23 protein-coding genes and 1 pseudogene are annotated in these 21971 nt (G+C 69.9%); 14 read left to right on the top strand and 10 right to left on the bottom strand.

Annotated elements, in window-relative coordinates:
• Window positions 1-16: 16 nt before the first annotated feature.
• A complete protein-coding gene (locus tag IE267_RS09485) occupies window positions 17-409 on the bottom strand; it encodes a nuclear transport factor 2 family protein (RefSeq protein ID WP_167160845.1) in 393 nt (130 codons plus the stop codon).
• Between the two features lie 329 nt (window positions 410-738).
• Between IE267_RS09485 and IE267_RS09480 the strand changes: the two genes are divergently transcribed.
• Complete coding sequence (locus IE267_RS09480; protein ID WP_308428741.1) at window positions 739-1269, top strand: DnaJ family domain-containing protein; 531 nt, start codon at window positions 739-741, stop codon at window positions 1267-1269.
• A 79-nt stretch (window positions 1270-1348) separates the two neighbouring features.
• Here IE267_RS09480 and IE267_RS09475 read toward each other — a convergent pair whose 3' ends face one another.
• Window positions 1349-2224, bottom strand: coding sequence for an alpha/beta fold hydrolase (locus IE267_RS09475; protein WP_167160849.1), 876 nt, complete (start codon window positions 2222-2224; stop codon window positions 1349-1351).
• Between the two features lie 116 nt (window positions 2225-2340).
• Here IE267_RS09475 and IE267_RS09470 point away from each other — a divergent pair, with 116 nt between their 5' ends.
• Window positions 2341-2847, top strand: coding sequence for a CGNR zinc finger domain-containing protein (locus IE267_RS09470; protein WP_189762818.1), 507 nt, complete (start codon window positions 2341-2343; stop codon window positions 2845-2847).
• A 202-nt stretch (window positions 2848-3049) separates the two neighbouring features.
• On the opposite strand, the gene IE267_RS09465 is transcribed toward IE267_RS09470, so the two are convergent.
• Window positions 3050-3733, bottom strand: a complete 684-nt coding sequence (locus IE267_RS09465) for an aggregation-promoting factor C-terminal-like domain-containing protein (protein ID WP_167160853.1) — start codon at window positions 3731-3733, stop codon at window positions 3050-3052.
• Window positions 3734-4050: 317 nt separating this feature from the next.
• Window positions 4051-4611: an isochorismatase family protein gene (locus IE267_RS09460; protein ID WP_189762817.1), complete on the bottom strand. Its 561-nt coding sequence runs from the start codon at window positions 4609-4611 to the stop codon at window positions 4051-4053.
• 240 nt (window positions 4612-4851) lie between these two features.
• Here IE267_RS09460 and leuE point away from each other — a divergent pair, with 240 nt between their 5' ends.
• The 3 genes from leuE (at window position 4852) to IE267_RS09445 (ending at window position 7484) form a co-directional block, all read left to right on the top strand.
• Complete coding sequence (leuE, locus tag IE267_RS09455) at window positions 4852-5502, top strand: leucine efflux protein LeuE (protein ID WP_189762816.1); 651 nt, start codon at window positions 4852-4854, stop codon at window positions 5500-5502.
• 216 nt (window positions 5503-5718) lie between these two features.
• A complete protein-coding gene (locus IE267_RS09450; protein ID WP_189762815.1) occupies window positions 5719-6822 on the top strand; it encodes a ThiF family adenylyltransferase in 1104 nt (367 codons plus the stop codon).
• Window positions 6819-7484 carry a GNAT family N-acetyltransferase gene (locus IE267_RS09445; RefSeq protein WP_189762814.1) on the top strand — a complete coding sequence of 222 codons (666 nt, stop codon included), beginning with the start codon at window positions 6819-6821 and terminating at the stop codon, window positions 7482-7484. The genes IE267_RS09450 and IE267_RS09445 overlap by 4 nt, the downstream gene beginning before the upstream one ends.
• Window positions 7485-7568: 84 nt before the next feature.
• On the opposite strand, the gene IE267_RS09440 is transcribed toward IE267_RS09445, so the two are convergent.
• Window positions 7569-8396 (bottom strand): helix-turn-helix transcriptional regulator, encoded by an 828-nt coding sequence (locus IE267_RS09440; RefSeq protein ID WP_229860896.1) that lies wholly within the window; start codon window positions 8394-8396, stop codon window positions 7569-7571.
• 125 nt (window positions 8397-8521) lie between these two features.
• On the opposite strand from IE267_RS09440, the gene IE267_RS09435 reads away from it, so the two are divergent.
• Both IE267_RS09435 and IE267_RS09430 read left to right on the top strand, forming a co-directional pair.
• Window positions 8522-9586, top strand: a complete 1065-nt coding sequence (locus tag IE267_RS09435; protein ID WP_189762812.1) for an aldo/keto reductase — start codon at window positions 8522-8524, stop codon at window positions 9584-9586.
• A 137-nt stretch (window positions 9587-9723) separates the two neighbouring features.
• Window positions 9724-9897, top strand: a pseudogene (locus IE267_RS09430) (GNAT family N-acetyltransferase); the annotation flags it as partial.
• A gap of 76 nt (window positions 9898-9973) precedes the next feature.
• Here IE267_RS09430 and IE267_RS09425 read toward each other — a convergent pair.
• Window positions 9974-10837, bottom strand: coding sequence for an NmrA family NAD(P)-binding protein (locus tag IE267_RS09425; protein ID WP_189763014.1), 864 nt, complete (start codon window positions 10835-10837; stop codon window positions 9974-9976).
• 100 nt (window positions 10838-10937) lie between these two features.
• On the opposite strand from IE267_RS09425, the gene IE267_RS09420 reads away from it, so the two are divergent.
• Both IE267_RS09420 and rph read left to right on the top strand, forming a co-directional pair.
• Window positions 10938-11684, top strand: a complete 747-nt coding sequence (locus IE267_RS09420) for a TetR/AcrR family transcriptional regulator (protein WP_189762811.1) — start codon at window positions 10938-10940, stop codon at window positions 11682-11684.
• 415 nt (window positions 11685-12099) lie between these two features.
• Window positions 12100-14820 carry a rifamycin-inactivating phosphotransferase gene (gene rph, locus IE267_RS09415; RefSeq protein WP_189762810.1) on the top strand — a complete coding sequence of 907 codons (2721 nt, stop codon included), beginning with the start codon at window positions 12100-12102 and terminating at the stop codon, window positions 14818-14820.
• 72 nt (window positions 14821-14892) lie between these two features.
• Here the strand turns inward: rph and IE267_RS09410 are convergent, their stop codons facing one another.
• Window positions 14893-15174 carry a DUF3253 domain-containing protein gene (locus IE267_RS09410; protein WP_229860895.1) on the bottom strand — a complete coding sequence of 94 codons (282 nt, stop codon included), beginning with the start codon at window positions 15172-15174 and terminating at the stop codon, window positions 14893-14895.
• 232 nt (window positions 15175-15406) lie between these two features.
• Between IE267_RS09410 and IE267_RS09405 the strand changes: the two genes are divergently transcribed.
• The 4 genes from IE267_RS09405 to IE267_RS09390 all read left to right on the top strand — a co-directional run bounded on the left by IE267_RS09405 (window position 15407) and on the right by IE267_RS09390 (window position 17951).
• The gene (locus IE267_RS09405) at window positions 15407-15967 is read left to right on the top strand and encodes an EF-hand domain-containing protein (RefSeq protein WP_189762808.1); all 561 of its coding nucleotides are present in this window, start codon (window positions 15407-15409) and stop codon (window positions 15965-15967) included.
• Window positions 15968-16430: 463 nt separating this feature from the next.
• Window positions 16431-16655: a hypothetical protein gene (locus tag IE267_RS09400; protein WP_161249188.1), complete on the top strand. Its 225-nt coding sequence runs from the start codon at window positions 16431-16433 to the stop codon at window positions 16653-16655.
• A 19-nt stretch (window positions 16656-16674) separates the two neighbouring features.
• Window positions 16675-17142 carry a hypothetical protein gene (locus tag IE267_RS09395; RefSeq protein WP_189762807.1) on the top strand — a complete coding sequence of 156 codons (468 nt, stop codon included), beginning with the start codon at window positions 16675-16677 and terminating at the stop codon, window positions 17140-17142.
• 401 nt (window positions 17143-17543) lie between these two features.
• Complete coding sequence (locus IE267_RS09390; RefSeq protein WP_189762806.1) at window positions 17544-17951, top strand: hypothetical protein; 408 nt, start codon at window positions 17544-17546, stop codon at window positions 17949-17951.
• A 123-nt stretch (window positions 17952-18074) separates the two neighbouring features.
• On the opposite strand, the gene IE267_RS09385 is transcribed toward IE267_RS09390, so the two are convergent.
• Window positions 18075-19013 carry a hypothetical protein gene (locus tag IE267_RS09385; protein WP_161249184.1) on the bottom strand — a complete coding sequence of 313 codons (939 nt, stop codon included), beginning with the start codon at window positions 19011-19013 and terminating at the stop codon, window positions 18075-18077.
• A gap of 6 nt (window positions 19014-19019) precedes the next feature.
• The gene (locus IE267_RS09380; protein WP_189762805.1) at window positions 19020-20120 is read right to left on the bottom strand and encodes a C40 family peptidase; all 1101 of its coding nucleotides are present in this window, start codon (window positions 20118-20120) and stop codon (window positions 19020-19022) included.
• Between the two features lie 505 nt (window positions 20121-20625).
• On the opposite strand from IE267_RS09380, the gene IE267_RS09375 reads away from it, so the two are divergent.
• Window positions 20626-21141 (top strand): HD domain-containing protein, encoded by a 516-nt coding sequence (locus IE267_RS09375; protein ID WP_167160882.1) that lies wholly within the window; start codon window positions 20626-20628, stop codon window positions 21139-21141.
• 107 nt (window positions 21142-21248) lie between these two features.
• Here the strand turns inward: IE267_RS09375 and IE267_RS09370 are convergent, their stop codons facing one another.
• On the bottom strand, window positions 21249-21854 hold the full coding sequence (locus IE267_RS09370; RefSeq protein WP_189762804.1) for a hypothetical protein: 606 nt from the start codon (window positions 21852-21854) through the stop codon (window positions 21249-21251).
• Window positions 21855-21971 lie beyond the last annotated feature (117 nt).

The raw sequence follows: 21971 nt of genomic DNA, 5'->3' as shown, positions 1-21971 counted from the left end.
GTTCAGGGGGCGGTGTTCAGCGGGCGCTGCCGAGGTCGCGGTCGGCGTCGGTGCCCTTGAGCATGAGGGTGGTTTCCTCGATGCGGCGGAACCGGCCGTCGGCGCTGAAGTCGGCGAAGACGTAGACCTCCATGGCTACGGTGCTGCCGTCGGTCTTGGTGATGTGGCACGTGTGGCGGTCGGCGTACTTGGCGCCGTCGTACAGCTCCTCGTGCACGTCGACGTGCCCGCCGGCGACGATGCCGCGCAGGTGGCCGATGTGGTCGAGGAACTGGGCGCGGTCCGCCCACTCGCCGTCCGTGCGCTGACGGTAGTCGGGGGCGAAGTGCCGGTCGGCGGCCTCGGCCAGCGTGATGCCGCGGTTGAAGAGCAGGTCGTTGAGGGCGGCCTCGATACCGGTGCGGGACATGGGAGTTCCTTTCGGGGAAGCACTGAGGGAAGAGGTGATGCGTGCGTTGCGCACGCTTCGCCTTTACTGTAGCACCGAATGCGTGCGGCGCGCACGCACTCGTCTCAATGCCCTTGCGGATCGGGCGCCTTGGGCGCCGACGGCCGGCGATCGGTCGGCATCGGCCGATTGGCGACCGACGTGATCGGAGCCCGAGGGGTGTGGGCATGCGCCGCCGAGAGGGAGCGTCCCGCGTCGCCCGCAGGCGTCGGCCGACGTGCGGCGCCGGGCCGGATCGCCGGAAACGGCCATGCGAAAATGGGTTCATGACTCAACGGAAGCCTGCGGGGATGAGTTTTGAGTCCTGGGTCGATCGGCAGATCCGGGAGGCGGAGGAGCGGGGCGATTTCACGCGCCTGGCCGGCATCGGTGAGCCGCTCCCCGATGAACGGGTGCCGTACGACGAGATGTGGTGGATGAAGCGGAAGATGACCCAGGAGGGTCTCTCCATCGTCGCCTCCGGCTCGCTCGGCCTGCGAAAGGAGGCCGAGGACGCGCTCGCGGAGGCGGCCGCCGCGCCCTCCGAGCGCATGGTGCGGGCCGTCCTGGAGCCGGTCAACAAGAAGATCGCGGCCAATTTGCGGATGCCGCCGCCGGGGCCGCCGCTCGGCCGCGAGGAGATCGACATCGACGCGTTCCTGCGGGAGTGGCGCGCGGCCCGCGGCCGGGACGATCGAGGCGCACTGCCCGCCGAGGGCGAGCCGGCGTCGGCGCCGGTCTCGAAAGGCTCTTGGCTGCGGCGCCTGCGCACGCGCACCGACGGCGGCTCTCGCGAGTCCGCTGCGCCTGCCGGGCGGCCCGAAGGCTTCAAGGACTGCTAGCTCGTTTCTCTCAACTCGGGCGGCGGGCCCCGCTCCAACAGCAGGGCCCGCCGCCCGAGTTGCGCCCTCGTCGCGTGATTCACACCGACCCTTCGCCGCGCGTCAGGAATCCACGCATGTATCCGGCCACGGTGTCGAGATGGCTTTCGAGCAGGAAGTGTCCGCCTCCCGGAACGAGGTGGACTTCCGCGTCCGGCAGGTCCCTTGAGAAGGCCCGGGCGCCGTCCGGGCCGAAGATCTCGTCGCCCGCTCCCCAGACCGCGAGGAGCGGCACCCGGCGCTCGCGGAAGTAGGCGTGCACCTGCGGGTAGAGGGGCGGATTGGAGGCGTAGTCGAGGAACAGGGCGAGCTGTACGAGGTCGTTGCCGGGTCGGCCGACCTCGCGGTGATCGGCGGCCCAGGTGTCGGGGTCGACCAGCTCGGGCCTGGCCACTCCGTTCAGGTACTGCCAGCGAATGGCGTCGAGCGACAGCGCGCCGCGGACAGCCGGTTCGGTCGCGGGGCCCGGGTTCTCCCAGTACTCCCGCACAGGCTTCCAGAATTCCGGTACGAAGCCGTCCTCGTAGGCGTTGCCGTTCTGGGTGACCACCGCGGTGATCGCCTCCGGGTTGCGCAGCGCGAGCCGCCACCCGATGGGTGCCCCGTAGTCCTGGACGTACATGGCGTAGCGGCTGACGCCGAGCTGAGCCAGCAGGGCCTCGGTGATGTCGGTGAGCGCGTCGAAGGTGTACGTGAACGCGTCGACGGACGGGGTGTCGGAATTGCCGAACCCGAGGTGGTCCGGCGCGATGACGTGGAACCGGTCGGCCAGCGCCGGAATGAGGTGGCGGAACATGCGGGAACTGGTGGGGAACCCGTGCAGGAGCACGAGGGTGGGCGCCTCACGGGGGCCCGCCTCGCGGTAGAAGACGCGATGTTCCCCCACGGTTGCGTACTGGTGTCGGACCTCAACCATGACTAACCCCTTCAATCGCTCATGCCGGTTACCTCTGCCTGTCCAGTAGACGCCCGGGGGAGTAACCTGTCAATCGACTTGATGGAGTTAGCCGACGTTGGCGGGAAGGTGAGGCCGTGCTGGACGACCAGGCCCTCATGGAGGCGCTGAACAGCACTCCTGTCGTGGAAGGCCGGCGCCGGGATCTGTGGCATGAGGACCACGAGCTGGACGGGTGGGCGCGGAAGCACGGCGGACACGGCGGTGACGAGGAGCGCCGATGGCTGCGAACCGCCCGGGACGCGCTCCAGGCGATGGAGTCGGGCACGGGGGCGGAATCCCGGCTGGGCCGGGTCCTCGTGGGTGTTCGCCGAACGCCGGAGCCGAGCGCGACGGGCATCGAATGGCGCTTGGAGGTGGCACCGGAGCGCCGCCTCGCGGTGGAACTGGTCCTCGCGTGGGCGGACGTCAGGGAGCGCATGCCCGGGCGGCTGCGGCCCTGCGGGAACCCTGAATGCCGGCTCTTCCTCCTGGACCGCAGTCGCGCCAACACGGCACGGTGGTGCTCCATGAAGACGTGCGGAAACAGGCTCAAGGCCCGCCGCCACCAGGCCCGCACGCGCGAAACCCCGCCGCTCGACTAGAGCGTCGGCAGTGCCGCGCGCGGTGGGATGCTCATGCTCGGCGCCCGACCGGCTCTTGATCGGGAGTTCACCGGCGATGTGGGTGAGGTCCGGCGCATCGGGGCGGTACGGGCGGGCATCCTCGACGGCACGATCGCCCCCGGCGCGTCAACGACCGGCAATCCGCCCTCGAAGGCTGTCACTTGGACGCCCGGCGGGCGGCTCAGTACGAATCGTGGGACTGCCAGAACGACCAGGCTCCGCAGGGGCTCCCGTAGCGCTGATTCATGTAGTTGAGGCCCCACTTGATCTGGGTCGCCGGATTGCTCTGCCAGTCGGAACCCACGCTGCTCATCTTGGAGCCGGGCAGAGCCTGGACGAGTCCGTAGGCACTGCCGTTGGTCGCGCGGTAGTTCCAGCTCGACTCGTTGTTCACGATGTTGCTGAAGCACTGGAACTGGTCGGCGGGAACGATCTGCCGGGCGATCGCCTGGACGTCGGATACCGAGTAGGAGCTCTGCACCTGGAAGGTGGTGCGGTCCGACGAGCGGCTGGCGGCCTCGGTCTTCAGATCGCGGGCCTTGGCCTCCTTGTCGGCCTTCTCCTTGGCCGCGTCCGCCTTGCTCTTGTCGGCCGCGTCCTTCTTGGCCTTGGCGTCTTGTGCGGCACGGACGCGGGCGGCCTCCTCGGCGGACTTCTTCGCAGCCGCATTCGCCTGCGCGGACTGGGCGTCCGCCTGTTGCGTCAGGGAAGCCGTCTGCACCTGGGCCTGCTGACCGGCAGGGAGGTCGGCCAGCAGCGTCGAATCGGCGGCGGACGCCTGGAGGCCGTCGCCCGCTGCGGAGGGGCTGCCCGCGCCGACGCCGACCACGGCACCGACCGTGGTGACGGCGGTGGCCGACGCCACCGCGAACCCCCGGACACGGCTGGTGCGCGGGGACTGAACGCGCGAGTGGCCTGGGCCGTTGCGCTCAGAGGTACGGGCTTGCTCGTTGGCGGCCATCGGGTCCTCTTGCGAACTGTGGGCACACGGTGCCGGGCGGACGAAGCACCGGCCGGATGCGAGTGGCCGGGAGGCTCCATGGAGGAGTGCGCAATCGTTCCAGGGCACGCCAACGTGTCGCTAACGCTTTCGTGGCCGGTACGTTAGCGCGAGCCTACCTCCACGACGGATCAAGTCGGCCTGGGGGCAGCACAGTTGGTGAAACTGCGCTGCCCGGGCCGTCAGGGCGCGTCGTGGAGAACGACGTCCTTGCTCTCGACCACCTCGGCCCGCCGCCCCGGCGCCTTCTGGTGGGCCCAGTAAAGGTTGGTGTGTGCGATGACCTGGGCCGGTGTCGGAGCACCCCATGCGGTCTTGTCACCCGCTGTGTGCGCGTCACCGACCAGCGTCACGTCGTAGCCCCTGGTGAAGGCGCCATGGAGCGTCGAGCGGATGCACGCATCGGTCTCCGCCCCGGCGATGACGAGCCGCCCCACACCGAGCCCCGACAGGACGGACTCCAGCGTGGTGTCCTCGAACGAGTCGCCGTAGTGCTTCTCGACGAGGGGTTCGCCATCCTGCGGAACGAGTTCCGGGACGATCCGCCAGTCGTCGCTTCCCCGCGTGAGTCCCTCGTCGGAGTGCTGGACCCAGACGACCGGGACCCTTTCCGTACGTGCCCGCTCGACCAGGCCGGCAATGTTCGCGACCACAACGTCACGCCGATAGACCCCTTCGACGACGTCGTTCTGCACGTCGACGACGAGGACGGCGGTGCTGGGCCGGTTGTCGAGTGTGGTCATGCGGTCTTCCCCCTGCTCGTGTCGGACGCCCGCGCGGAAGCCGGACGCCTCTTCGTCTGCCTACTGCTCCGTAGAACGCACGGTAGCCCCACCCACTGACAACGGGAGCTGCCCGCGGCGCTCGGCGACCGCGCTCCGGGCCCGCGGGAATGCACGCGCCCGCCGCGCCCCGGGGGGTGTCGGCACCCCGCCGGGGGAGGGGTGCGTGGGGTGTCGGAGGCGCATGCGACACTCGGCTCCATGCTGGGTGTGACCGATCTTCCGACTTATCTCGCCGGCCTGGTGCTGATCATCCTTCTGCCGGGCCCCAATTCGCTGTACGTGCTGTCCGTGGCAGCCCGCCGCGGGGTGCGCACCGGGTACGCGGCCGCCGCCGGGATCTTCACCGGGGACACGGTTCTGATGACGCTGTCCGCGCTCGGCGCGGCCTCGCTGCTGCAGACGACACCGCTTCTTTTCGCTGTGGTCAAGTACGCGGGCGCGGGCTATCTGGCCTGGATGGCCTTCGGCATGCTGCGCCAGGCGGTGGGCATGTGGCGGTCCCGGCACGAGCAGGCACAGGAGCAGGCCGCGACGGCCCCGGCGGCAGGGGAGCGCCCCTACCGGCGGGCCCTGATGCTGAGCCTGTTCAACCCCAAGGCGATCCTGTTCATGCTCTCGTTCTTCGTGCAGTTCGTGCAGCCCGGCTACGCCTACCCCGCCCTGTCCTTCCTGCTGCTCGGCGCGCTGCTCCAGCTGGGCAGCTTCCTCTACCTGTCGACGCTGATATTCAGCGGCACCCGCCTCGCGGCCGCGTTCCGCCGCCGCAAGCGTCTCTCGGCGGGCGCGGCCTCGGCGGCCGGCGCGCTCTTCCTCGGCTTCGCCGTGAAGCTGTCACTCAGCGGGGTGTGAACGCCCGGAGCCCCCGGCTTTCGATGCGGGGGCGCCCGGCGAGGGGGCGCGCATGGCGCACGGTCGGCGCACTCAGGTAGAAGATCAATTCGACTGCGCCCCAGCGGGTGACGGGCGGCTCAGCAAGATCGTCCCGTTGTTAGCGTCCTGGCTGTGACTGATCTGATGGCGTCCGGCCCAGGGCCGGACTCTCTCGTGCTGCCTTCGCGACACGAGATGAGCGAATCGTTTCACCCCGTACTGCTCGACCCTGCACGCCCCGTGGATGCCGCGGCTCTGGCCGCGCTGCGGGAGTCGGACCGGCTGCGTGAGGTCCACGACCGGATCGAGAACCAGGTGGCGGAGCTGCTGCGCTGCCTGACCCCGCACGAGACGTTCGGGCACCGGGCGCTGGACCGCGCGGTCGACGAGATGCTGGGCGGTCGTCCGGACGCGTACGGCAGGTGGGTCTGGTACCCGTGGTCGGGGCGGCTCGTCCACGTGCTGCCCGAGGCGGAGTTCCGCCTGGTGCGCACGGACCGCAATCGCGACAAGATCACCCGCGAGCAGCAGGAAGGGCTGCTGCGGCGCCGCGTCGGCGTCATCGGGCTCTCGGTGGGCAGCAGCGCCGCCCTGACCTGCGCCATGGAGGGCGTCGGCGGCGCGTTCCGGTTGGCGGACTTCGACCGGATCAGCCTGTCGAACCTGAACCGGCTCCGCGCCGGAGTGCATGAACTGGGCCTGGAGAAGAGCGTGTTGTGCGCCCGGCGCATGTACGAACTCGACCCCTACCTGGACATCGAGATCCACCGCGGCGGGGTCACCGAGGAGACCATCGACGCCTTCTTCGGCGACGGCGACGACGGTCTGGACATCCTGGTCGAGGAGTGCGACACCCCCTGGGTGAAGATCGCGGCGCGCGAGCAGGCCCGGCGTCGCCGCGTGCCCGTCCTCATGGACACCAACGACCGCGGTCTGCTCGACATCGAGCGCTTCGACCTCGAACCTGACCGGCCGCTCTTCCACGGCCGCGTCGGCGAGGTGACCGCCGACGACGTCCGCGACCTGGGGCAGGAGGCCGCCGTCCGCCTGCTGCTCGACATCGTCGACGGAGAGCGACTGAGCGCGGCCATGACGGACGCGCTCACCCGGATCGGTCAAACCCTCTCCAGCTGGCCGCAGTTGGCCGGCGGAGTCATGCTGGGTGCCGCACTCGTCACCGAAACGGCCCGCCGGATCCTGCTCGGCGAGCCACTGCCGTCGGGCCGGCACTACATCGACCTCGACGCACTGATCCCGACCCCGGCGACCGTGCCCGCGCCCCACGGAGCCTCCCGGTGAACCGTGTCCCCGACCTTCGAGGCGACCATCTGCGGCTGCGCGAACTGCACGCCGACGACCACGACGCCTTCGCCCGCATCCTCACGCACCGAGTGTTCACCCGGTATCTCGGCATCGACCGCATGGATGCGCGACAGGCCCACGACACGTTCGCCCAGAGCCTCGCCCAGCCCCACACCCATCCTCGACGCAAGTACACCCTCGCGGTCTGCGCCCTGGACGACGACAGCCTCGTGGGCACGATGGGGCTGCTCATGGAGGACTACGGCAGCAATGCCATGCTCACCAGTCTGGTCCTGCTGCCGGGCAGCTCGGTGCAGGGGTACGGTCACGAGGCCGGGCGGCTGTTGATGGCCTACGCCTTCGGGCGCCTGGGCGTGCACCGGATCTGGGCGGGTCACCGCAGCGACCACTCCTTCATGCCGCAGGTGATGCACGCGGCGGGCCTGCGCCCCGAAGCCACCCTCCGTCAGCTCTTCAGGACCAGCGGCTGCTGGCACGACGTCACCACGTACGCCGCCGTCGCACCGGAGTGGAAGGCCCAGGCCGCCCCCGGCGAACTCGCCATCTTCGACGGGGCGGTCGGTGCCGACGAGGTGCCCGTCGACGCCTCCACGCCTGTCCCGGAGCAGGTGAGTTCCCCGCCCGTCAGCATCGGGTAGGCCCGGACACGCGATCGGGGCCCTGCGCCGGATCCGACCGGGGCGGGAACCGGCGGACCGTGGGGTCCTGCCTCCGGCAGGTGCTCACGGTCCGCACAACTGGTCCAGCGCTGACTGGCTCGCGTCGTCCGCGGCGCGGTAGATCACCAGGCGCTGGTCCGGGTCCTGGAGTGGCACGAGCACCTCGAAGTCCACCGCGATCACACCGATGTCGGGATGCCGCAGAGCCTTGTGCCCGCGGCCGCTGCCGTTGATGTCCCGCTCGGCCCACAGCCGCGCGAACTCCGCGTCGCGAGCGATGAATTCGGCGATCAGATCGCTCAGTACCCCGTCCTCCGGATGAGCGGCCCAGGCGGCGCGCAGATGGGCGACGCCCTCCCGCACGACGCGTTCGCGGTCGAGATAGAGGTCCCGTATCCGTGGATGCACCAAGCACAGCCACATCGCGTTGCGCTGCTTCGGCGGGAGGGCGCTGAAGTCCACGAGCAGCCTAGCCATGGGGTCGTTCCAGGCCAGGATGTCGTATCGGTGGTTCATGAGCATGGCGGGCAGCGGCGACAGATCGGCGACCAGCCGGGCCACCGAGGGCGCGGCCGTCGCGGTCGCGTCGGGGTTGCGAGGACGCTGCTGGGCGAGGTCGAAGAGATAGGCGCGTTCGTCGGGCGCGAGGCGCAGAGCCCGTGCCAGCGACTCCACGACGTTGGCCGAGGGGCGCAGCCCGCGGCCCTGTTCCAGCCGCACGATGTAGTCGATGCTCACGCCGGCCAGTTCGGCCACCTCCTCGCGGCGCAACCCCGGTGTCCGCCGGGCCTGTTGGCGTACCGGCAGAGCGAAGTCGGCGGGGTCCAGGCGTTCACGCCGGGTTCGCAGGAAGGCGGCCATCTCCTGCGTGGGGTCAACGGTGCGGGTCATCATGTCCGGTCCAACAACCAGGGTGGGACTGGCGTTCCCAGGAACTTCTCTCCCTTACCCGGGGCGGACGGCGAACGCAGACTTCTTTTCGGCAACGATCACAAGCACCACCACAGGAGGACACGATGTCGCTCACCCTCGACACCTATCGGCTGCTGGGCCGCTCCGGACTGCGGGTTTCCCCGCTGGCGTTGGGCGCGGCGACCTTCGGTACCGAATGGGGCTGGGGCGCCGAACGGGACGAGGCGCGCAAGCTGTTCGACCGCTATGTGGAGCACGGCGGCAACTTCATCGACACCGCGGTCACGTACACCAATGGGAGCTCCGAGCGCCTCCTCGGGGAGTTCACCCGTGACAGCCGGGAGAGCCTGGTTTTGGCGACGAAGTACTCGACGATGCGTCGGCCGGGCGACCCGAACTCCGGGGGCAGCCACCGCAAGAACCTGTTCGCCTCCGTGGAGGCCAGCCTGCGGCAGCTGAACACCGACTACATCGATCTGCTCTACCTCCACATGTGGGACTCCACGACGCCGGTCGAGGAGATCCTGCGCGGCATGGACGACCTGGTCCGCCAGGGCAAGGTCTTGTACGTGGCGATGTCCAACGCCCCGGCCTGGCAGGTGTCTCGCATGCAGACGGTCGCCGACCTGCGCGGCTGGTCACCCCTGGTCGCGCTGCAGATCGAATACAGCTTGATCCAGCGCACCGGGGAGCGTGAGCTGATTCCCATGGCACGCGAGATGGGCCTCGGAGTGGTCCCGTACTCACCGATGGGCGGCGGGGTGCTGACCGGCAAGTACAGCCGCGACGATCTGGCCGGAGAGGTCACCGGATCGGAGGAGAGCAGCCGCAAGAGCCACAATCAGGCCCTGGGCTGGGTCACGGAACGCAACCTCGCCGTCGCCGACACGGTGGGGGAGGTCGCCAAGGAGCTGGGCCGGACATCGGCCCAGGTCGCTCTGGCCTGGACCCTGCAGAACCCCGACGTCACGGCCCCGATCATCGGCGCTCGTACCCACACGCAGCTGGAGGACAATCTGGGCGCCCTGGAGGTCGACTTCACCGCGTCACAACTCGCCCGCCTCGACGAGGCCGGGGCGGTCGACCCCGGCTACCCGCACGCCTACCTCGCGAGCGACTTGGCGCGCGCCCAGATCCAGGGTGACCTGAAGATCGAAGCTCGGGGCTGATGCCGGCGTCCGCCTAGGTGGCCGCGTTCGGCGGTCCGGACCATATTCGTGAACGACCCATCGAGCAGGTCCAGTTGGGGATGGAGGGTCATGTGGTCGGCGCGCTCGCGGCTCGCTTCAGGGGTGGGTTGCCTGCCATGAGTGAACTGGGGTCCCTCAACTGGCTGCCTGGCCCGCTCGGGACCGAACGGCTCGTACTGCGCGAGCCCGAGGCCCGGGACCGCGCGGGGTTGATAGAACTCTTCAGCTCGCCGGAGGTGGGCACCTACGTGGGCGGGCCGCGACCGGGCGACGAGTTGGAACGCGAGCTGTGGGGCGCCGAACAGTGGATGGGCGTCTGGTCCCCCGCCCCACGCCCGGTTTGAGTCCGAACCGTGTCCGCGTGGATCAGCCCTTCAACAGGTGCTCGCGCAGCACCGTTTCCACGGTGATGGGTTCGCGGCCGATCAACTCGGCCAGCGTCGGATCCACCATGGCGAACTCGCCCGCCCGGCTTGCGGCGAAGATGCCGAGCAGCTGGGCCGCGGTCTCCGACGGGACGCCTTGGCCCGTGAGCTGCCGGCGGAACTCTTCGTCGGTGGTGGTGGTCCTGGTGACGGCCCGGCCGGTGAGCCGAGCGGTGATGGCGGCTATGTCGTCGAAGGTGAGGGTCTGCCCCGCCGTCAGCGGCGGCGTCGGACCGTCGAAGCGGCCTTCGTCGGCCAGGATGGCGGCGGCCGCGTCGGCGAGGTCGGCGTGCGCGGTCCAGGCGACCGGTCCGTCCGCGGGGAGCGCGAGCTCACCGGCATCCGCCGCGTGCCCGAGGAAATGCGCGGCGCTGGTGGCGTAGAAGCCATTGCGCAGTGACGTGAACGGCACGCCGCAAGCGCGCAGTTGCTCCTCCGTGGCCGCATGGTCGCGGCACGCCTGGAAGTGCGAGGTGGCGCCGGCTCCCATCTGGCTGGTGTACAGGATGCGGCGGGCGCCCGCCGCGACGGCCGCCTCGATCGCGGTGCGGTGTTGTCGGACGCACTCGTCGCCCATTTTGTCGACCGAGACGATGAGTACCTGAGAGGCGCCCTCGAAGGCGTGGGCGAGGGCGGCGGGGTCGGTGAAGCTGCCCCGCCGGACGCGTACGCCCCGGTCGGCCAGCATCTGCGCCTTCTGCGGATCGCGGACGCTGACGCCGACCCGGTCCGCCGGAACGAGGGTGAGCAGCCTTTCGACGATCTGGTGCCCCAGCTGTCCGGTTGCTCCGGTCACGATGATCATGATGCGCGCTCCGATGCTCACGAGGATTGGTATCGATGGAAGCCATCCAACGGTACCATCGATAATAACGTCGAAATCACTAATGCGGTATCGTTGATTCATGGCATCGCGTTCACCTGGGCAGGACGACACCCCGACCGACAAGTCCGACACGGCATCGCCCGGCCGGGAACAACCCCGGCAAAGGGTGATCGAGGCCGCCATCGGGCTCCTGACGCGTGAGGGGCGTGATGCGGTCACCACCCGCGCGGTCGCCGACGCGGCGGGCATGCAACCCCCCGCCATCTACCGGCTGTTCGGCGACAAGAACGGATTGCTCGACGCCGTGGCCGAGCACGGCTTCGCCGCGTTCCTCGCGACCAAGCACGTGGACCCGGACCCGGAGGACCCCATCGAGGACCTGAGGGCGGGCTGGGAAATGGCGACCGAATTCGGTCTTGCCAACCCCGCGCTCTTCACGCTGATGTACAGCGAGCCCACCAGGGCCGACTCCGCGTCGTTCCGGGCGGGCATGGAGATCCTGAGAGGCCGGGTCAGGCGCCTTGCCGCGGGCGGCTGGCTCCGCGTGGATGAGGAGCTCGCCGCTCAGATCATTCACGCGACGGGGCGCGGCGCGGTGCTCACCTGGTTGTCGTTGCCTCAAGACCGGCGCGACCCGGCCCTGTTGACCGCCCTGCGCGAAGCCATGGTCACCGCTGTCACCAACGAACGGCCGGCCGTGCGGCACCCGGGCCCGGCAGGCGCGGCACGCGCCCTGCGCGCCGCGCTGCCCGACCAGACGAACCTCAGCGTCGCCGAGCAGCATCTCCTGGGGGAGTGGCTGAACCGCTTGGCCGTCGACGGGTGACTGCTGAGGCTCGGACGGCTGAGCTACGCGGCCCCGGCCGCATCCCCAGGAGGACGAACGGCAAAGGCCAGGAGAGATCTCTCCTGGCCACTCTCAACTTATAGCGGGCCGGGGGGCTTGCCGCAAGGCCCCGGTCAGGGCGCAGAATCGTCCGCCGAGGCCACAACCTGCGGAAATGAGGGCACTACGTGCGTGAGCTGTTGTCGACGTCCAAGGGGCGCGCTGATGTCGAACCGGCCAGGAGGCCGACCGGAGGCGTTCCGTACCGCCGGGCGGTACGGCCCAATCACCCGGCGGAGTCAAGGCTTGCCGACGCGGGACCGTCGCCGGCAAGGGATGCGACAGGGGTGGCTGCTGCGGTGATTCGATGGGGCGGCGCAGAGCGACGGAGTACGGCTGCCTCGGAGGTGTCGCAGTGAGCGAGCAGTATGTGGTCGACCTCCAGGAGGTCGACCGGACGCAGGTCGCCGTCGTCGGCGGCAAGGGCGCGCACCTGGGCGAACTGTCGCGGATCGAAGGCATCCGCGTACCGGGCGGTTTCTGCGTGACCACCGACGCCTTCCGGCGGACGGTGGCGCAAGCACCGTCGTTGAGCAAGCTGCTGGACGAACTGTCGCGCCTGAGCCCCGACGACCGGGACGGGATGCGCACGCTCAGCGAGCGGGTCCGGCGAACCATCGAGGGGATTGCCGTCCCGGACGATCTCGCGGAGGCGATCACCCGTGCCCTCGCCCGGGTCGGTGAGCGGACCGCCTGTGCCGTCAGGTCCAGTGCGACGGCGGAGGACCTGCCGACGGCCTCCTTCGCCGGTCAGCAGGACACGTACCTGAACGTCGTGGGGCCGTCGGCGATCCTGCGCCACATCAGCCGCTGCTGGGCCTCGCTCTTCACCGAGCGTGCCGTGATCTACCGCCGGCGGAACGGCATCGACCACCGTTCGGTCCGCATGGCGGTCGTCGTGCAGCAGATGGTGTTCCCGCAGGTGTCCGGCATCCTCTTCACGGCGGATCCCGTCACCGGAAACCGGAAGGTCGCCACCGTGGACGCCGGGTTCGGGCTCGGCGAGGCCCTGGTCTCCGGGCTCGTGAACCCGGACGTCTTCAAAGTGCGGGACGGCGAGGTCTTCGCGAGGTCGATCGCCACCAAACAGCGCGCCATTGACGCGCTGCCCGACGGCGGTACGCACGAAGTGGCGATCGCCGCGGAACGGCAGCAGCAGCCGGCGCTGACGGATGCGCAGGTCGTGCGGCTCGTGGAGCTCGGGAGGCGGATCGAAGCGCACTTCGGCCGCCCGCAGGACATCGAATGGTGCCTGGCCGATGGCGGTTTCCGGATCGTCCAGAGTCGGCCGATCACGACGTTGTTCCCCGTCCCCGAGGCGGACGACGCGGAGAACCATGTCTATGTCTCCGTCGGGCACCAGCAGATGATGACCGACCCCATGAAACCCCTCGGGGTCTCCGTCTGGCAGTTGACGGCCATGGCGCCGATGCACGAGGCGGGCGGGCGGCTGTTCGTCGACGTGGCCCGGCGCCTGGCCTCACCCGCGAGCCGCGCCGGCCTCCTGGACATCATGGGGCGGGGCGACCCACTGGTCAGGGACGCGCTGGAAACAGTCCTCGACCGCGGCGACTTCGTCCCCTCGCTCCCGGGGACGCCCCCCGTCGCGCCGCCCGAGGGGAGCCCGGCCGGAGCGAACACCGTCGCTCCGAATGCCGTCGCTCCGGATGTGCAGGCTTCGGATGCGCCCCCCTCGCGCGCACCGCTCCCCAGCGAGCCGGACCCGGCGATCGTGGGCGAACTGATCGAGCGCAACCGGGCCTCCAACGCCGCTCTGGAACGGGACATCGGGACGCTGACCGGGCCGGCACTGTTCGACTTCCTCCTGGAGGCCTTCGAGGAGCACAAGCGGGTCCTCAGTGACCCGCTGAACCTTCAGGCGATCATGGCCGGGATGGAGGCCACGTGGTGGCTCAACGACAAGTTGTACGAGTGGCTCGGCGAGAAGAACGCGGCTGACACGCTCACGCTCTCCGCCCCCGACAACATCACGTCCGAGATGGGGCTCGACCTGCTCGACGTCGCGGACGTCATCCGCCCGCACCCGGAGGTCGTGGCCTTCCTGCAGGGCGTTCATGACGCGGGATTTCGTAGCGACGGTTCGCGTAGCGAGGGTCTCCGGGACGGGGACTTCCTGGACGAGTTGGCGAAGGTCCCGGGCGGCGTCGAAGCACACGCCGCCATCGCGGCCTACCTCGACCGGTACGGCATGCGTTGTGCCGGCGAGATCGACATCACGAGGCCGCGTTGGGGAGAGCGCCCCAGCACGCTCGTGCCCGCGATCCTCGACAACGTGAGGAACTTCGAGCCGGGTGCCGCCGAACGGCGCTTCGAGCAGGGGCGGCAAAAGGCGCTGAGGAAGGAACAGGACGTCCTGTCACGCCTGCGGGCGCTGCCGGACGACGGCGAGCGCAAGGCCGACGACGCCAAGCGAATGATCGACCAGGTCCGTGCCTTCATCGGGTACCGGGAGTACCCCAAGTACGGCATCGTCAGCCGCTCCTTCGTCTACAAGCGAGCCCTGATGCGCGAGGCCGAACGTCTTGTGCGGGCCGAGGTGATTCCCGAGCGGGAGGACATCTTCTACCTCACGTTCGAGGAGCTGCGGGCGGCGGCCGACTCACACCGGGTGGACGACCGGCTCATCCGGCAGCGCAAGGACGACTTCCGGGCGTACCAGGCGCTCACACCGCCCCGAGTTCTCACCTCGGACGGTGAGGCGGTCACCGGCGCGTACCGGCGTGACGACGCGCCGGTCGGCGCCCTGGTCGGTCTCCCGGTGTCCGCGGGGACCGTCGAGGGCAGGGCCCGGGTCATTCTGGACATGGCGGATGCCGACCTGGAGGCGGGCGACATCCTGGTCACGACCTTCACGGACCCCAGTTGGTCCCCGCTCTTCGTCGGCATCGCGGGTCTGGTGACGGAGGTGGGCGGCCTCATGACGCACGGCGCGGTGATCGCGCGCGAGTACGGCCTGCCGGCCGTCGTCGGTGTGGATCGGGCCACCGGGCTGATCCGGGACGGGCAGCGGATTCGCGTGCACGGAACAGAGGGGTACATCGAGATCCTGTCCTGACGCCAGGCCGACGCCAGGCCGACGGTGGGGGCCCGGGATCCACGCCCTCCGTCGAGGCCGGCACCGGATGCCTCAGGAGCGGCGGCGGGCGCGGCGAATGCGAATCGGGCCCTCGGCGGTTGCCGGGTCGACCGGTCGGCCGGCCTGGGTGATCTCCACCTCGTGTGCGGCGACCAGCCGCCGGGCTGCGCGCCGGGTCGGTTCCATGAGCGCGCGCCAGCCGTCGTCGTCGCCTTCGTACGCCGCCCGTGCGGCGTCGGAGGGGCAGATCGAGGAACTCGGGTCCCGGGAATCCAGCAACGCGAGGATGACTCGCTCCAGGCGCCGCTCCGTCTCCGCTTCGCTGTCCGCCACGCTTCCAGTGTCACCCCGGAGGTCGCGGGCGCAAGGCGACCCGTATGCGCGCGGCGGCCCCGGGATTCCCGGTGGGCATTCCCCGGCGGACGGGCGGCATTCGCAGGCGGACGGGTCGGCGCACATCCACTTACGCGGTTGACCCTTCGCGCACATGTGCTCGTGGAGGCGGGGGCGAGCCCCAACCTATAGTTCCCGCTGTCCGCCGGTCCGGCGTCGAGGGAGGCCGCGCATGGCCAATGCGTTTCAGGAACTCAAGCTCAAGGGAATGTTCGCCGCGTTCGACGCGGACGGTGACGGATTCTTGCGCGAGGAGGACTTCGTCGCGCTCGTCTCCCGCTGGAGCCGACTACCGGCCGTGGGCCCGGGCACGGAGCTGCGCGCCAAGGTCGAGGCGCTCCTGATGGGTTGGTGGGCGGCATTGCTGGAGGAGGGGGACGCCAACGGCGACGGCGCCGTCGACATGGGCGAACTGCTCTCCCTCGTGGACCGGCTGCCCACGATGGTCGCGGAGGTCACCGCCACCGCCGACACCATCTTCGACGCCGTGGACGCCAACGGGGACGGCCGCATCTCCCCGGATGAACACCGCATGCTCGTCGAGACCTGGAACGGCCGACCCGTGGACATGACGGGCGTCTTCGAGAGGCTGGACCTGAACGGTGACGGTCACCTCAGCCGGGAGGAATTCGCGCTGTTGTGGCGTCAGTTCTGGATCAGCGGCGAGCCGGAGGACCCGGGCAACTGGCTCTGCGGTCGTATCCCCGGGCAACGCGGCCTCCAGGGAGCGTAGTTGCGAGCGGCATGGCGGTTCGTTCGGTTCGGGCGGACCGTCGGCTGCGCTGCCGCGATCACCTCCACGGTGTATGTGGCGGCCTGAGCTGTCGACCTGCTCAGAGCCACGCATCCGAGATCGATGAGAGCCCGGCGTGCTAACTGGTGCGTGGGGTCGAGGCTTGCGCACGGCCAACTGGGCATCGATGCGCCTCAGTTGGCCGTCCCAGCCTCCGACCACCTCACGCAGTTCCAGTTCACAGGTCAGGATGCTGCTGGCGTGCGCCGTCACTCCTGGCCGCTGGACAGGCGCAGGCGGAATGCGGGGGTGCGGGTCCGACAGGAGCCGGGCTTACGGTCGGCGCGACGCCGTACTCCGCACTTTGACGAAATTAAGTACGCACCAAAGCGCCTTCCGCGGAGGGGAGTTGATGCATACGGTCGCCCTTGTCAGTCGAGACGACAATGTCAAGGAGGACAGCATGAACCCCAACCTTCGTGCCGCAGCCGCTACGGCCGCGCTCGTCACCGGACTCCTCGCCGCCGGTGGCGTGGCCAACGCCGCCGAGAGAACCGACGCACAGAACCTGTCCGCGCACATCCAGAGAGCCGTCGTCGCCGAGCAGCAACTCGGCGGAACCACCGGCGGGCCCATTCTGGGCCTGATCCTTACCACCCCCGACGGCGCCGACACCGCGTCTTCCTGAGGACGCGGAGGTGCGCACCGTGGACGATCGCGGCGAAGACCAGATCAGTTGGTGCCCGAGCGGAGACGCCCACCGTCCGGAATCGCTTGTCCTGGGCGTCAGGTCGGGAGAGAAGGGCCAAGTCGTCTACCTGGACGAGCCGGTGCCCGCGGCGGACGTGCTGTCGAGCATCCCCGAAGGCATCGCGCCCAACCGTGTGCTCCGGTTCGCGTCGCACTGCACGTCCGCGTGCGCGAACCGGGTGGGCGACGACTGCGGTCTGATCCAGCGCATCCAGACGCTGCCGTCGCCGCAGGAGACGGGAGCCGTGCCGCGGTGCCACCTCCGTCCGCGCTGCAAGTGGTGGAACCAGACAGGAGTGGACGCCTGCCACCGCTGTCCCGCCCTCGCCACCCTCAACTCCGCCGACGACCGGCTGGCCGCGCTGGTCGCCGACCCCGCCACGACCATCGAGCAGTTGGAGCACTGGATCGCCGCGGCCGAGTGAGCACATGAGCAGGTGGGCCGCACGGCCGAGTGCCCGCACCTTTACGGACGGGTCGGCGAGGGGCGTGCCCACCTGCTGCCGCACGGGCCGCCGCCCCTTGACGGGCCCGGTCCCGAGCGCCCGGTCCGACGGGCGGGACGTCCTGCACCGTACGGGCCGTTCCAACTGGTTCGCTGTCACGCCCCGTTGCGGGAAATGCTTGCATCCGTGCGGAGTTGGCGGAGGCCGGCTCTGGTGGAAGTGGGGGGTTCCGGCTGTCGACCGACGCCTGCATCCTGCTGGGGACGGATCGTTGCGAGCCAGGGGGCGGCCGGTGGAGGACGAGTGCCCGATGCTGCGTAAGTTCGATTTGAGCCGCACCCGGCCCGTTTCGATCCGGACACAGCGGCTAAACGGACTCCATGTCGGAAACAGCGAAGAACAACGAGTCCACGAAAAGCACTGCGGCCAAGACCGCAACTCGCTCGGCCAGCAGCGGAGCCAGGGCTGCTGGGGCCGCTGGGACCAAGGCTTCATCGGCTGCGAACAGTGCCAAGTCCGCGGCCGCCGAGGGCAAGGACCAGGCGACGGGCAGCGTGCTGGCATTGCGGTCCAAGGCCAAGGCGGGCGGCGAGATGCTGTCCACCATTCCGGGCAAGTCCGTCCAGGCCGCCTCGACGGCGTGGACCGTGGTCCGGAAGCGCAAGCAGATAGCGGCTTGTGCGGGAGGGGGCGCCCTGGCGGCCCTGGCCGGTGCGTACAGCCTCGGACGCGTGGCGGCCCGACGCGGACAGGGCCCCTTCACGCGCGTCACCGGCGGTCGCTTCTAGCGGAGCAGCATCGCCGCGTTGTCGGGCACCCCCTGGGCAGGATGGCTCAGGGGGTCCGCCCGTTTGGATCGTGGTGCTTCCCTCGACGGGGTGGGACTCATTGGGCCCCCGACGGGGCCGGACTCAGTCGGCAGCCCGCCCCGGCCACCTGGTGAAGCGCCGAAGCCCCCTTCGACTGCGCCTGAGCGGCGTGTCCTCCGGGGCAGCGGGCCCCTGAGCCGCAGTCAGAGCCGCAGCGGGGGGCCCCGCCGGAGCCTCCACGTACTGGCTGCCACGTTCGAGGCGATTGCGGACAGCCAGAGCCATGGTGTGGTGCGCCTGGTGCTGCACCAGGCCCTCCGCGGACAACCGGTCCCACATGTAGAGCAGTTCCTGCCCGCGGGCCGCCACCTGGCCCTCGTCCTCCAGCCGCTGCCAGGCCGCGGTGGCGCGGGCCACCTCGGGCGCGGCCCGATTGAGGTCGGTGCGGCACCGGATGCGCGCGACGGTCAGTGCGAGGACGGTGGAGACCGTGTAGTCGCCGCGCAGGAACGCCATGTACGCCTCGATCGCCCGCGCTTCGAGCGAGAGGTCGTCCTCCACGCCCCTGCGCAGCGTCAGGTGTTCCCGAAGGGCACTGGCGAGGACGAACGCCGCGTGCAGCTCCTCGCGTTGGGCATGCTGGATGATCCGCTCGACGCGGGCGAGCGGAGGGAACGCCTGCTCCTCCGCGGTCGTCCGTTCGTGGCCGGGAGGCAGATCCTCCGCGTCGGCGATCGTGTAACTGGAACCGTCCGGGTGGACCCGGAGCCGTGCCACCTGCTGCACGGTGCGGTCGATGACGGTCGCCGCCACCGGGGCCCCCAGGGTGCGGGCGAACATGGCTACGGCGTCGAGGATCGCCTCGTTGGGCGGCCGGGTGCCGCCCATCGTCAGCAGATGGCCGTTGACCACCGTCGACCCGTCCTCGGCCACGTAGGCGTCCAGGCGGATCAACGGTTGTGCGCTGAGCGCGGGCAGATTCCTCTCGTCACGAGGTGCGGGCAGGTTCCCCTCGTCACGGGGTGCGGGAAAGTGGGACATATCCGCTCAGCCTCCGGGTCGGACCACGCCGAGGATGGGCATGGACGCGGCCGGCGCGGTCGTGATCGTACGCCCGGGCCGTGGGGCGTGGACGATCTGTCCGCCTCCGATGTACATGCCCACATGTGTGGCGTCGTTGAAGTAGATGATCAGGTCCCCGGGTTGAGCGGACGAGAGGCTGACGCGGTGCAGTCCTTGCCACTGCGCCTGCGAGGTGCGGGGGATGGGATGTCCGGCATGGGCCCATGCTACGGAGGTGAGCCCCGAGCAGTCGTACGACGAGGGCCCCACGTCCCCCCATCCGTACGGCTTGCCTATCTGGGCCATGGCGAAAGCCACGGCCTGCCCGGCCGCTCCGCTCACGGCCGTTCCGCCCGAGGGCCCGCCGCCCGCGCCGCCCTTGTCGTTCGACGGCCCGCCGTTCGAACCGGAACCCGGCCACTTGGACTTGGCCTCGTCCGCCTGCTTCTTCTCCAACTGGGCCAGCCCGCTGACCTGTTCCTTCTCCAGCCCCGCCTCGATGCGCTCGGCGTCGGCGATCTTCTTCTGGATCTTCTCCTTCGCCCCGGCCTTGTCCTCTAGGGTCTTCTTGAGCTCCCTCAGGCTTTTCGTGGCCGCCTCGGTCTGCCGGTCGAGCTCCGTGCGCGCGGTCTTCTGGGTCTCGTAGATGTTCACGAGGTTCTGGCTGGCCTGGCCGGCCTGAGCGGCATCGGAGAGCGCGTGTTCGGGGTGGTCGCCGAGCAGCAACTGGATGCCCGCGGAGCCGAAGTAGCCCCCGCGGTACTGCGTGCGGGCCGCTGCTCCGGCGAGGTCGTGCAGGACGTCCATCCGGCCCTGGGTGTGGGCGAGGTCACTCTGCAGGGAGGTCAGCCGCTTCGACTGCTCGGTCGCCTTCTCGTTGGCGGCGTCGTACGCCTCCGTGGCCACCTCTGCCTCGCGGTAGAGGCCGTCCAGCTGGCTGCGGATCTGCTCAAGGGTCCCGCCGTCGCCTGGCTTGGGGTCGTTCGGAGCCGCGTAACTCAGCCCGGGCATCAGGGTGATCGCGCAGACAAGGGCAGTCAGGGCGGCCCGGCCTCGCAGCTGTCTACCGCCGGTCGACACGTTCATCAGCGCCACTTTCGGAGGCCGTTTACGAGAGTTCGGGGGACGACCTACCATCACGGCGGTCAAGTCGGGCCATACGGAGATCCGTTCGGCCCACGAACACACTACCCTCACACGAACGGCCGATCCCCGTGTCCCCTCGTGTGTCAACGCTCGCGCGGCCAATTCGCCAGCCACAGTTGGCCGATTCTCGCTTGTCCTGACATTCCTCTAGCGTGTCCCGACGGTCGATGAGGAACGGGTGGGAGCGTCGGCGGGTTCGCTCGGCCTCACTCTCCTGGGGCGGGTCGGCCGCGGAGGTGTGTCGGCCGCATCGTCCTGTGCGCCTCGGGCACCCCGGCTCCCGGGCGAGGACCGTGTACTAGCGTGACGGGGCAGCGGCTCGCCCAACGGACCACGGTCAAGCGCCGGACATGTCTCCGCCCGCCCCTGGCGGCGTGATTGCGGCCGCTGCCGATGTGCCGAGTTCCCCGGCATTTCCGTTCCAGTTCCGTGTGCAGGAGTCGTGATGCAGACAGTGGCAGAGGTCGAGGCGTTCGCGAGGCGGGCGCACGAGGGGCAGACCGACAAGGTCGGCGTTCCCTACATCGAGCACGTCCGCGCCGTTGCCGCCGGTCTGGTGCCGTTCGGCGACGATTTGGTCATGGCGGGACTGCTGCACGATGTCATCGAGGACACGGACTGGACGGCCGAGCAGCTGCGCGCCACCCGGGTGCCGCCGCACGTGGTGTCCGTGGTCGAGGCCGTGACGAACCAGGCCGGAGTGCCCTACGAGGAGAAGATCCGGCGCATCACCGCCGACCGGAACGCCACCCTCGTGAAGATCGCCGACAACGCGCACAACAGCCACCCCGACCGATCGGCCCAGCTGCCACAGGACAAGCGGACCCGGCTTGCGGCGAAGTACCGCGCTGCGCGCGATCTGTTGTGGACGGCCGCGGACGAACGGGACATCGAGGCCATCGTCTCGATCGTCAACCCGAGCCTCCTGGACGAGCTTGAGGAGCGGCGCGCGAGGCCGTGACACGGCGAAGCCCGCCCGCCGCGGCGCCGTCGAGCTGTGTCCGTACGGGCCCGGTTGGCGTGGCCCGGGGCTGTCAGCGGACGGAGCTCGGCTCGTTCGCCACCTGGTCAGGGTCGAAGGCCGACGCGTCGGAGCGTCAGGGCGGAGAGATCGGCGACGACGTCCGGGTCGCCACGACGCCAGGCCTCGGCCAGGCCGCCCGGCGGAGTGGGGATCGAGGCCAGCGGCCGCTGCGGGCCGGTGAGTGCTCGCAGGGCCAGGAGGTCGGCACCGCCAGGGGCATCGAGGAGGCGCCGGGTGGTGGCGGTGCGCCGCATCCACAGCAGCCGCGGAATCAGCCACAGCACCAGGATCACGGCGGTGGGCAGCACGATCAGGGCGATGGCGGTCAGCGTGGCGATGTGCCCCACGGTGTCCTGCAGCGACCGTCCGGCGTCGGAAAGACTGGTGCCGGCATCGGCGGCGGACTGGAGCGGCTTCTTCAACGAGCCGCCCACGAAGGGCACCTTCGAGGCGGCGTCGCCGGCGTCTCCGAGATTGGCCGCGAGGCTGTCACCCGCGCTCTGCGCCTTGCGCCCGGGCTCGGCCAGCGTCAGGATCGCGTCGCGGACGGCCAGGGCGAACTTGACCGTGATCGCGATCAGGAGAGCGGCGATCAAATCCGCGATCAGCTGACGGCTCCGACGAGCCGGGGTCTGGGCGTAGAGACGCATGGACGTGCTCCTGTTCCGACGATGGCAACGATGACGGCCGGCGGGTGGTGCGGCGGTCGAGCTTGCAGGAGTGACGGCGGGGCGCAGCAGGCGACTTGACCGTACGCGGGGACTCGA

This window comes from Streptomyces xanthochromogenes, from assembly GCF_014650455.1.
Taxonomy (GTDB): Bacteria; Actinomycetota; Actinomycetes; order Streptomycetales; family Streptomycetaceae; genus Streptomyces; species Streptomyces xanthochromogenes.
The sequence above is the reverse complement of the archived record's forward strand: the minus strand, read 5'-3'. Positions and strand labels throughout refer to the sequence as shown.

Bases quoted from the DNA above. Each gene is read 5' to 3' on its own strand.
- IE267_RS09440 (WP_229860896.1), bottom strand. From the start codon at position 8,396: ATGACCCGCACCGTTGACCCCACGCAGGAGATGGCCGCCTTCCTGCGA.
- IE267_RS09390 (WP_189762806.1), top strand. From the start codon at position 17,544: ATGTCGGAAACAGCGAAGAACAACGAGTCCACGAAAAGCACTGCGGCC.
- leuE (WP_189762816.1), top strand. From the start codon at position 4,852: ATGCTGGGTGTGACCGATCTTCCGACTTATCTCGCCGGCCTGGTGCTG.
- IE267_RS09405 (WP_189762808.1), top strand. From the start codon at position 15,407: ATGGCCAATGCGTTTCAGGAACTCAAGCTCAAGGGAATGTTCGCCGCG.
- IE267_RS09460 (WP_189762817.1), bottom strand. From the start codon at position 4,611: ATGACCACACTCGACAACCGGCCCAGCACCGCCGTCCTCGTCGTCGAC.
- IE267_RS09400 (WP_161249188.1), top strand. From the start codon at position 16,431: ATGAACCCCAACCTTCGTGCCGCAGCCGCTACGGCCGCGCTCGTCACC.
- IE267_RS09375 (WP_167160882.1), top strand. From the start codon at position 20,626: ATGCAGACAGTGGCAGAGGTCGAGGCGTTCGCGAGGCGGGCGCACGAG.
- IE267_RS09425 (WP_189763014.1), bottom strand. From the start codon at position 10,837: ATGATCATCGTGACCGGAGCAACCGGACAGCTGGGGCACCAGATCGTC.
- IE267_RS09450 (WP_189762815.1), top strand. From the start codon at position 5,719: ATGAGCGAATCGTTTCACCCCGTACTGCTCGACCCTGCACGCCCCGTG.
- IE267_RS09385 (WP_161249184.1), bottom strand. From the start codon at position 19,013: ATGTCCCACTTTCCCGCACCCCGTGACGAGGGGAACCTGCCCGCACCT.
- IE267_RS09420 (WP_189762811.1), top strand. From the start codon at position 10,938: ATGGCATCGCGTTCACCTGGGCAGGACGACACCCCGACCGACAAGTCC.
- IE267_RS09475 (WP_167160849.1), bottom strand. From the start codon at position 2,224: ATGGTTGAGGTCCGACACCAGTACGCAACCGTGGGGGAACATCGCGTC.
- IE267_RS09480 (WP_308428741.1), top strand. From the start codon at position 739: ATGAGTTTTGAGTCCTGGGTCGATCGGCAGATCCGGGAGGCGGAGGAG.
- IE267_RS09435 (WP_189762812.1), top strand. From the start codon at position 8,522: ATGTCGCTCACCCTCGACACCTATCGGCTGCTGGGCCGCTCCGGACTG.
- IE267_RS09380 (WP_189762805.1), bottom strand. From the start codon at position 20,120: ATGAACGTGTCGACCGGCGGTAGACAGCTGCGAGGCCGGGCCGCCCTG.
- IE267_RS09370 (WP_189762804.1), bottom strand. From the start codon at position 21,854: ATGCGTCTCTACGCCCAGACCCCGGCTCGTCGGAGCCGTCAGCTGATC.
- IE267_RS09485 (WP_167160845.1), bottom strand. From the start codon at position 409: ATGTCCCGCACCGGTATCGAGGCCGCCCTCAACGACCTGCTCTTCAAC.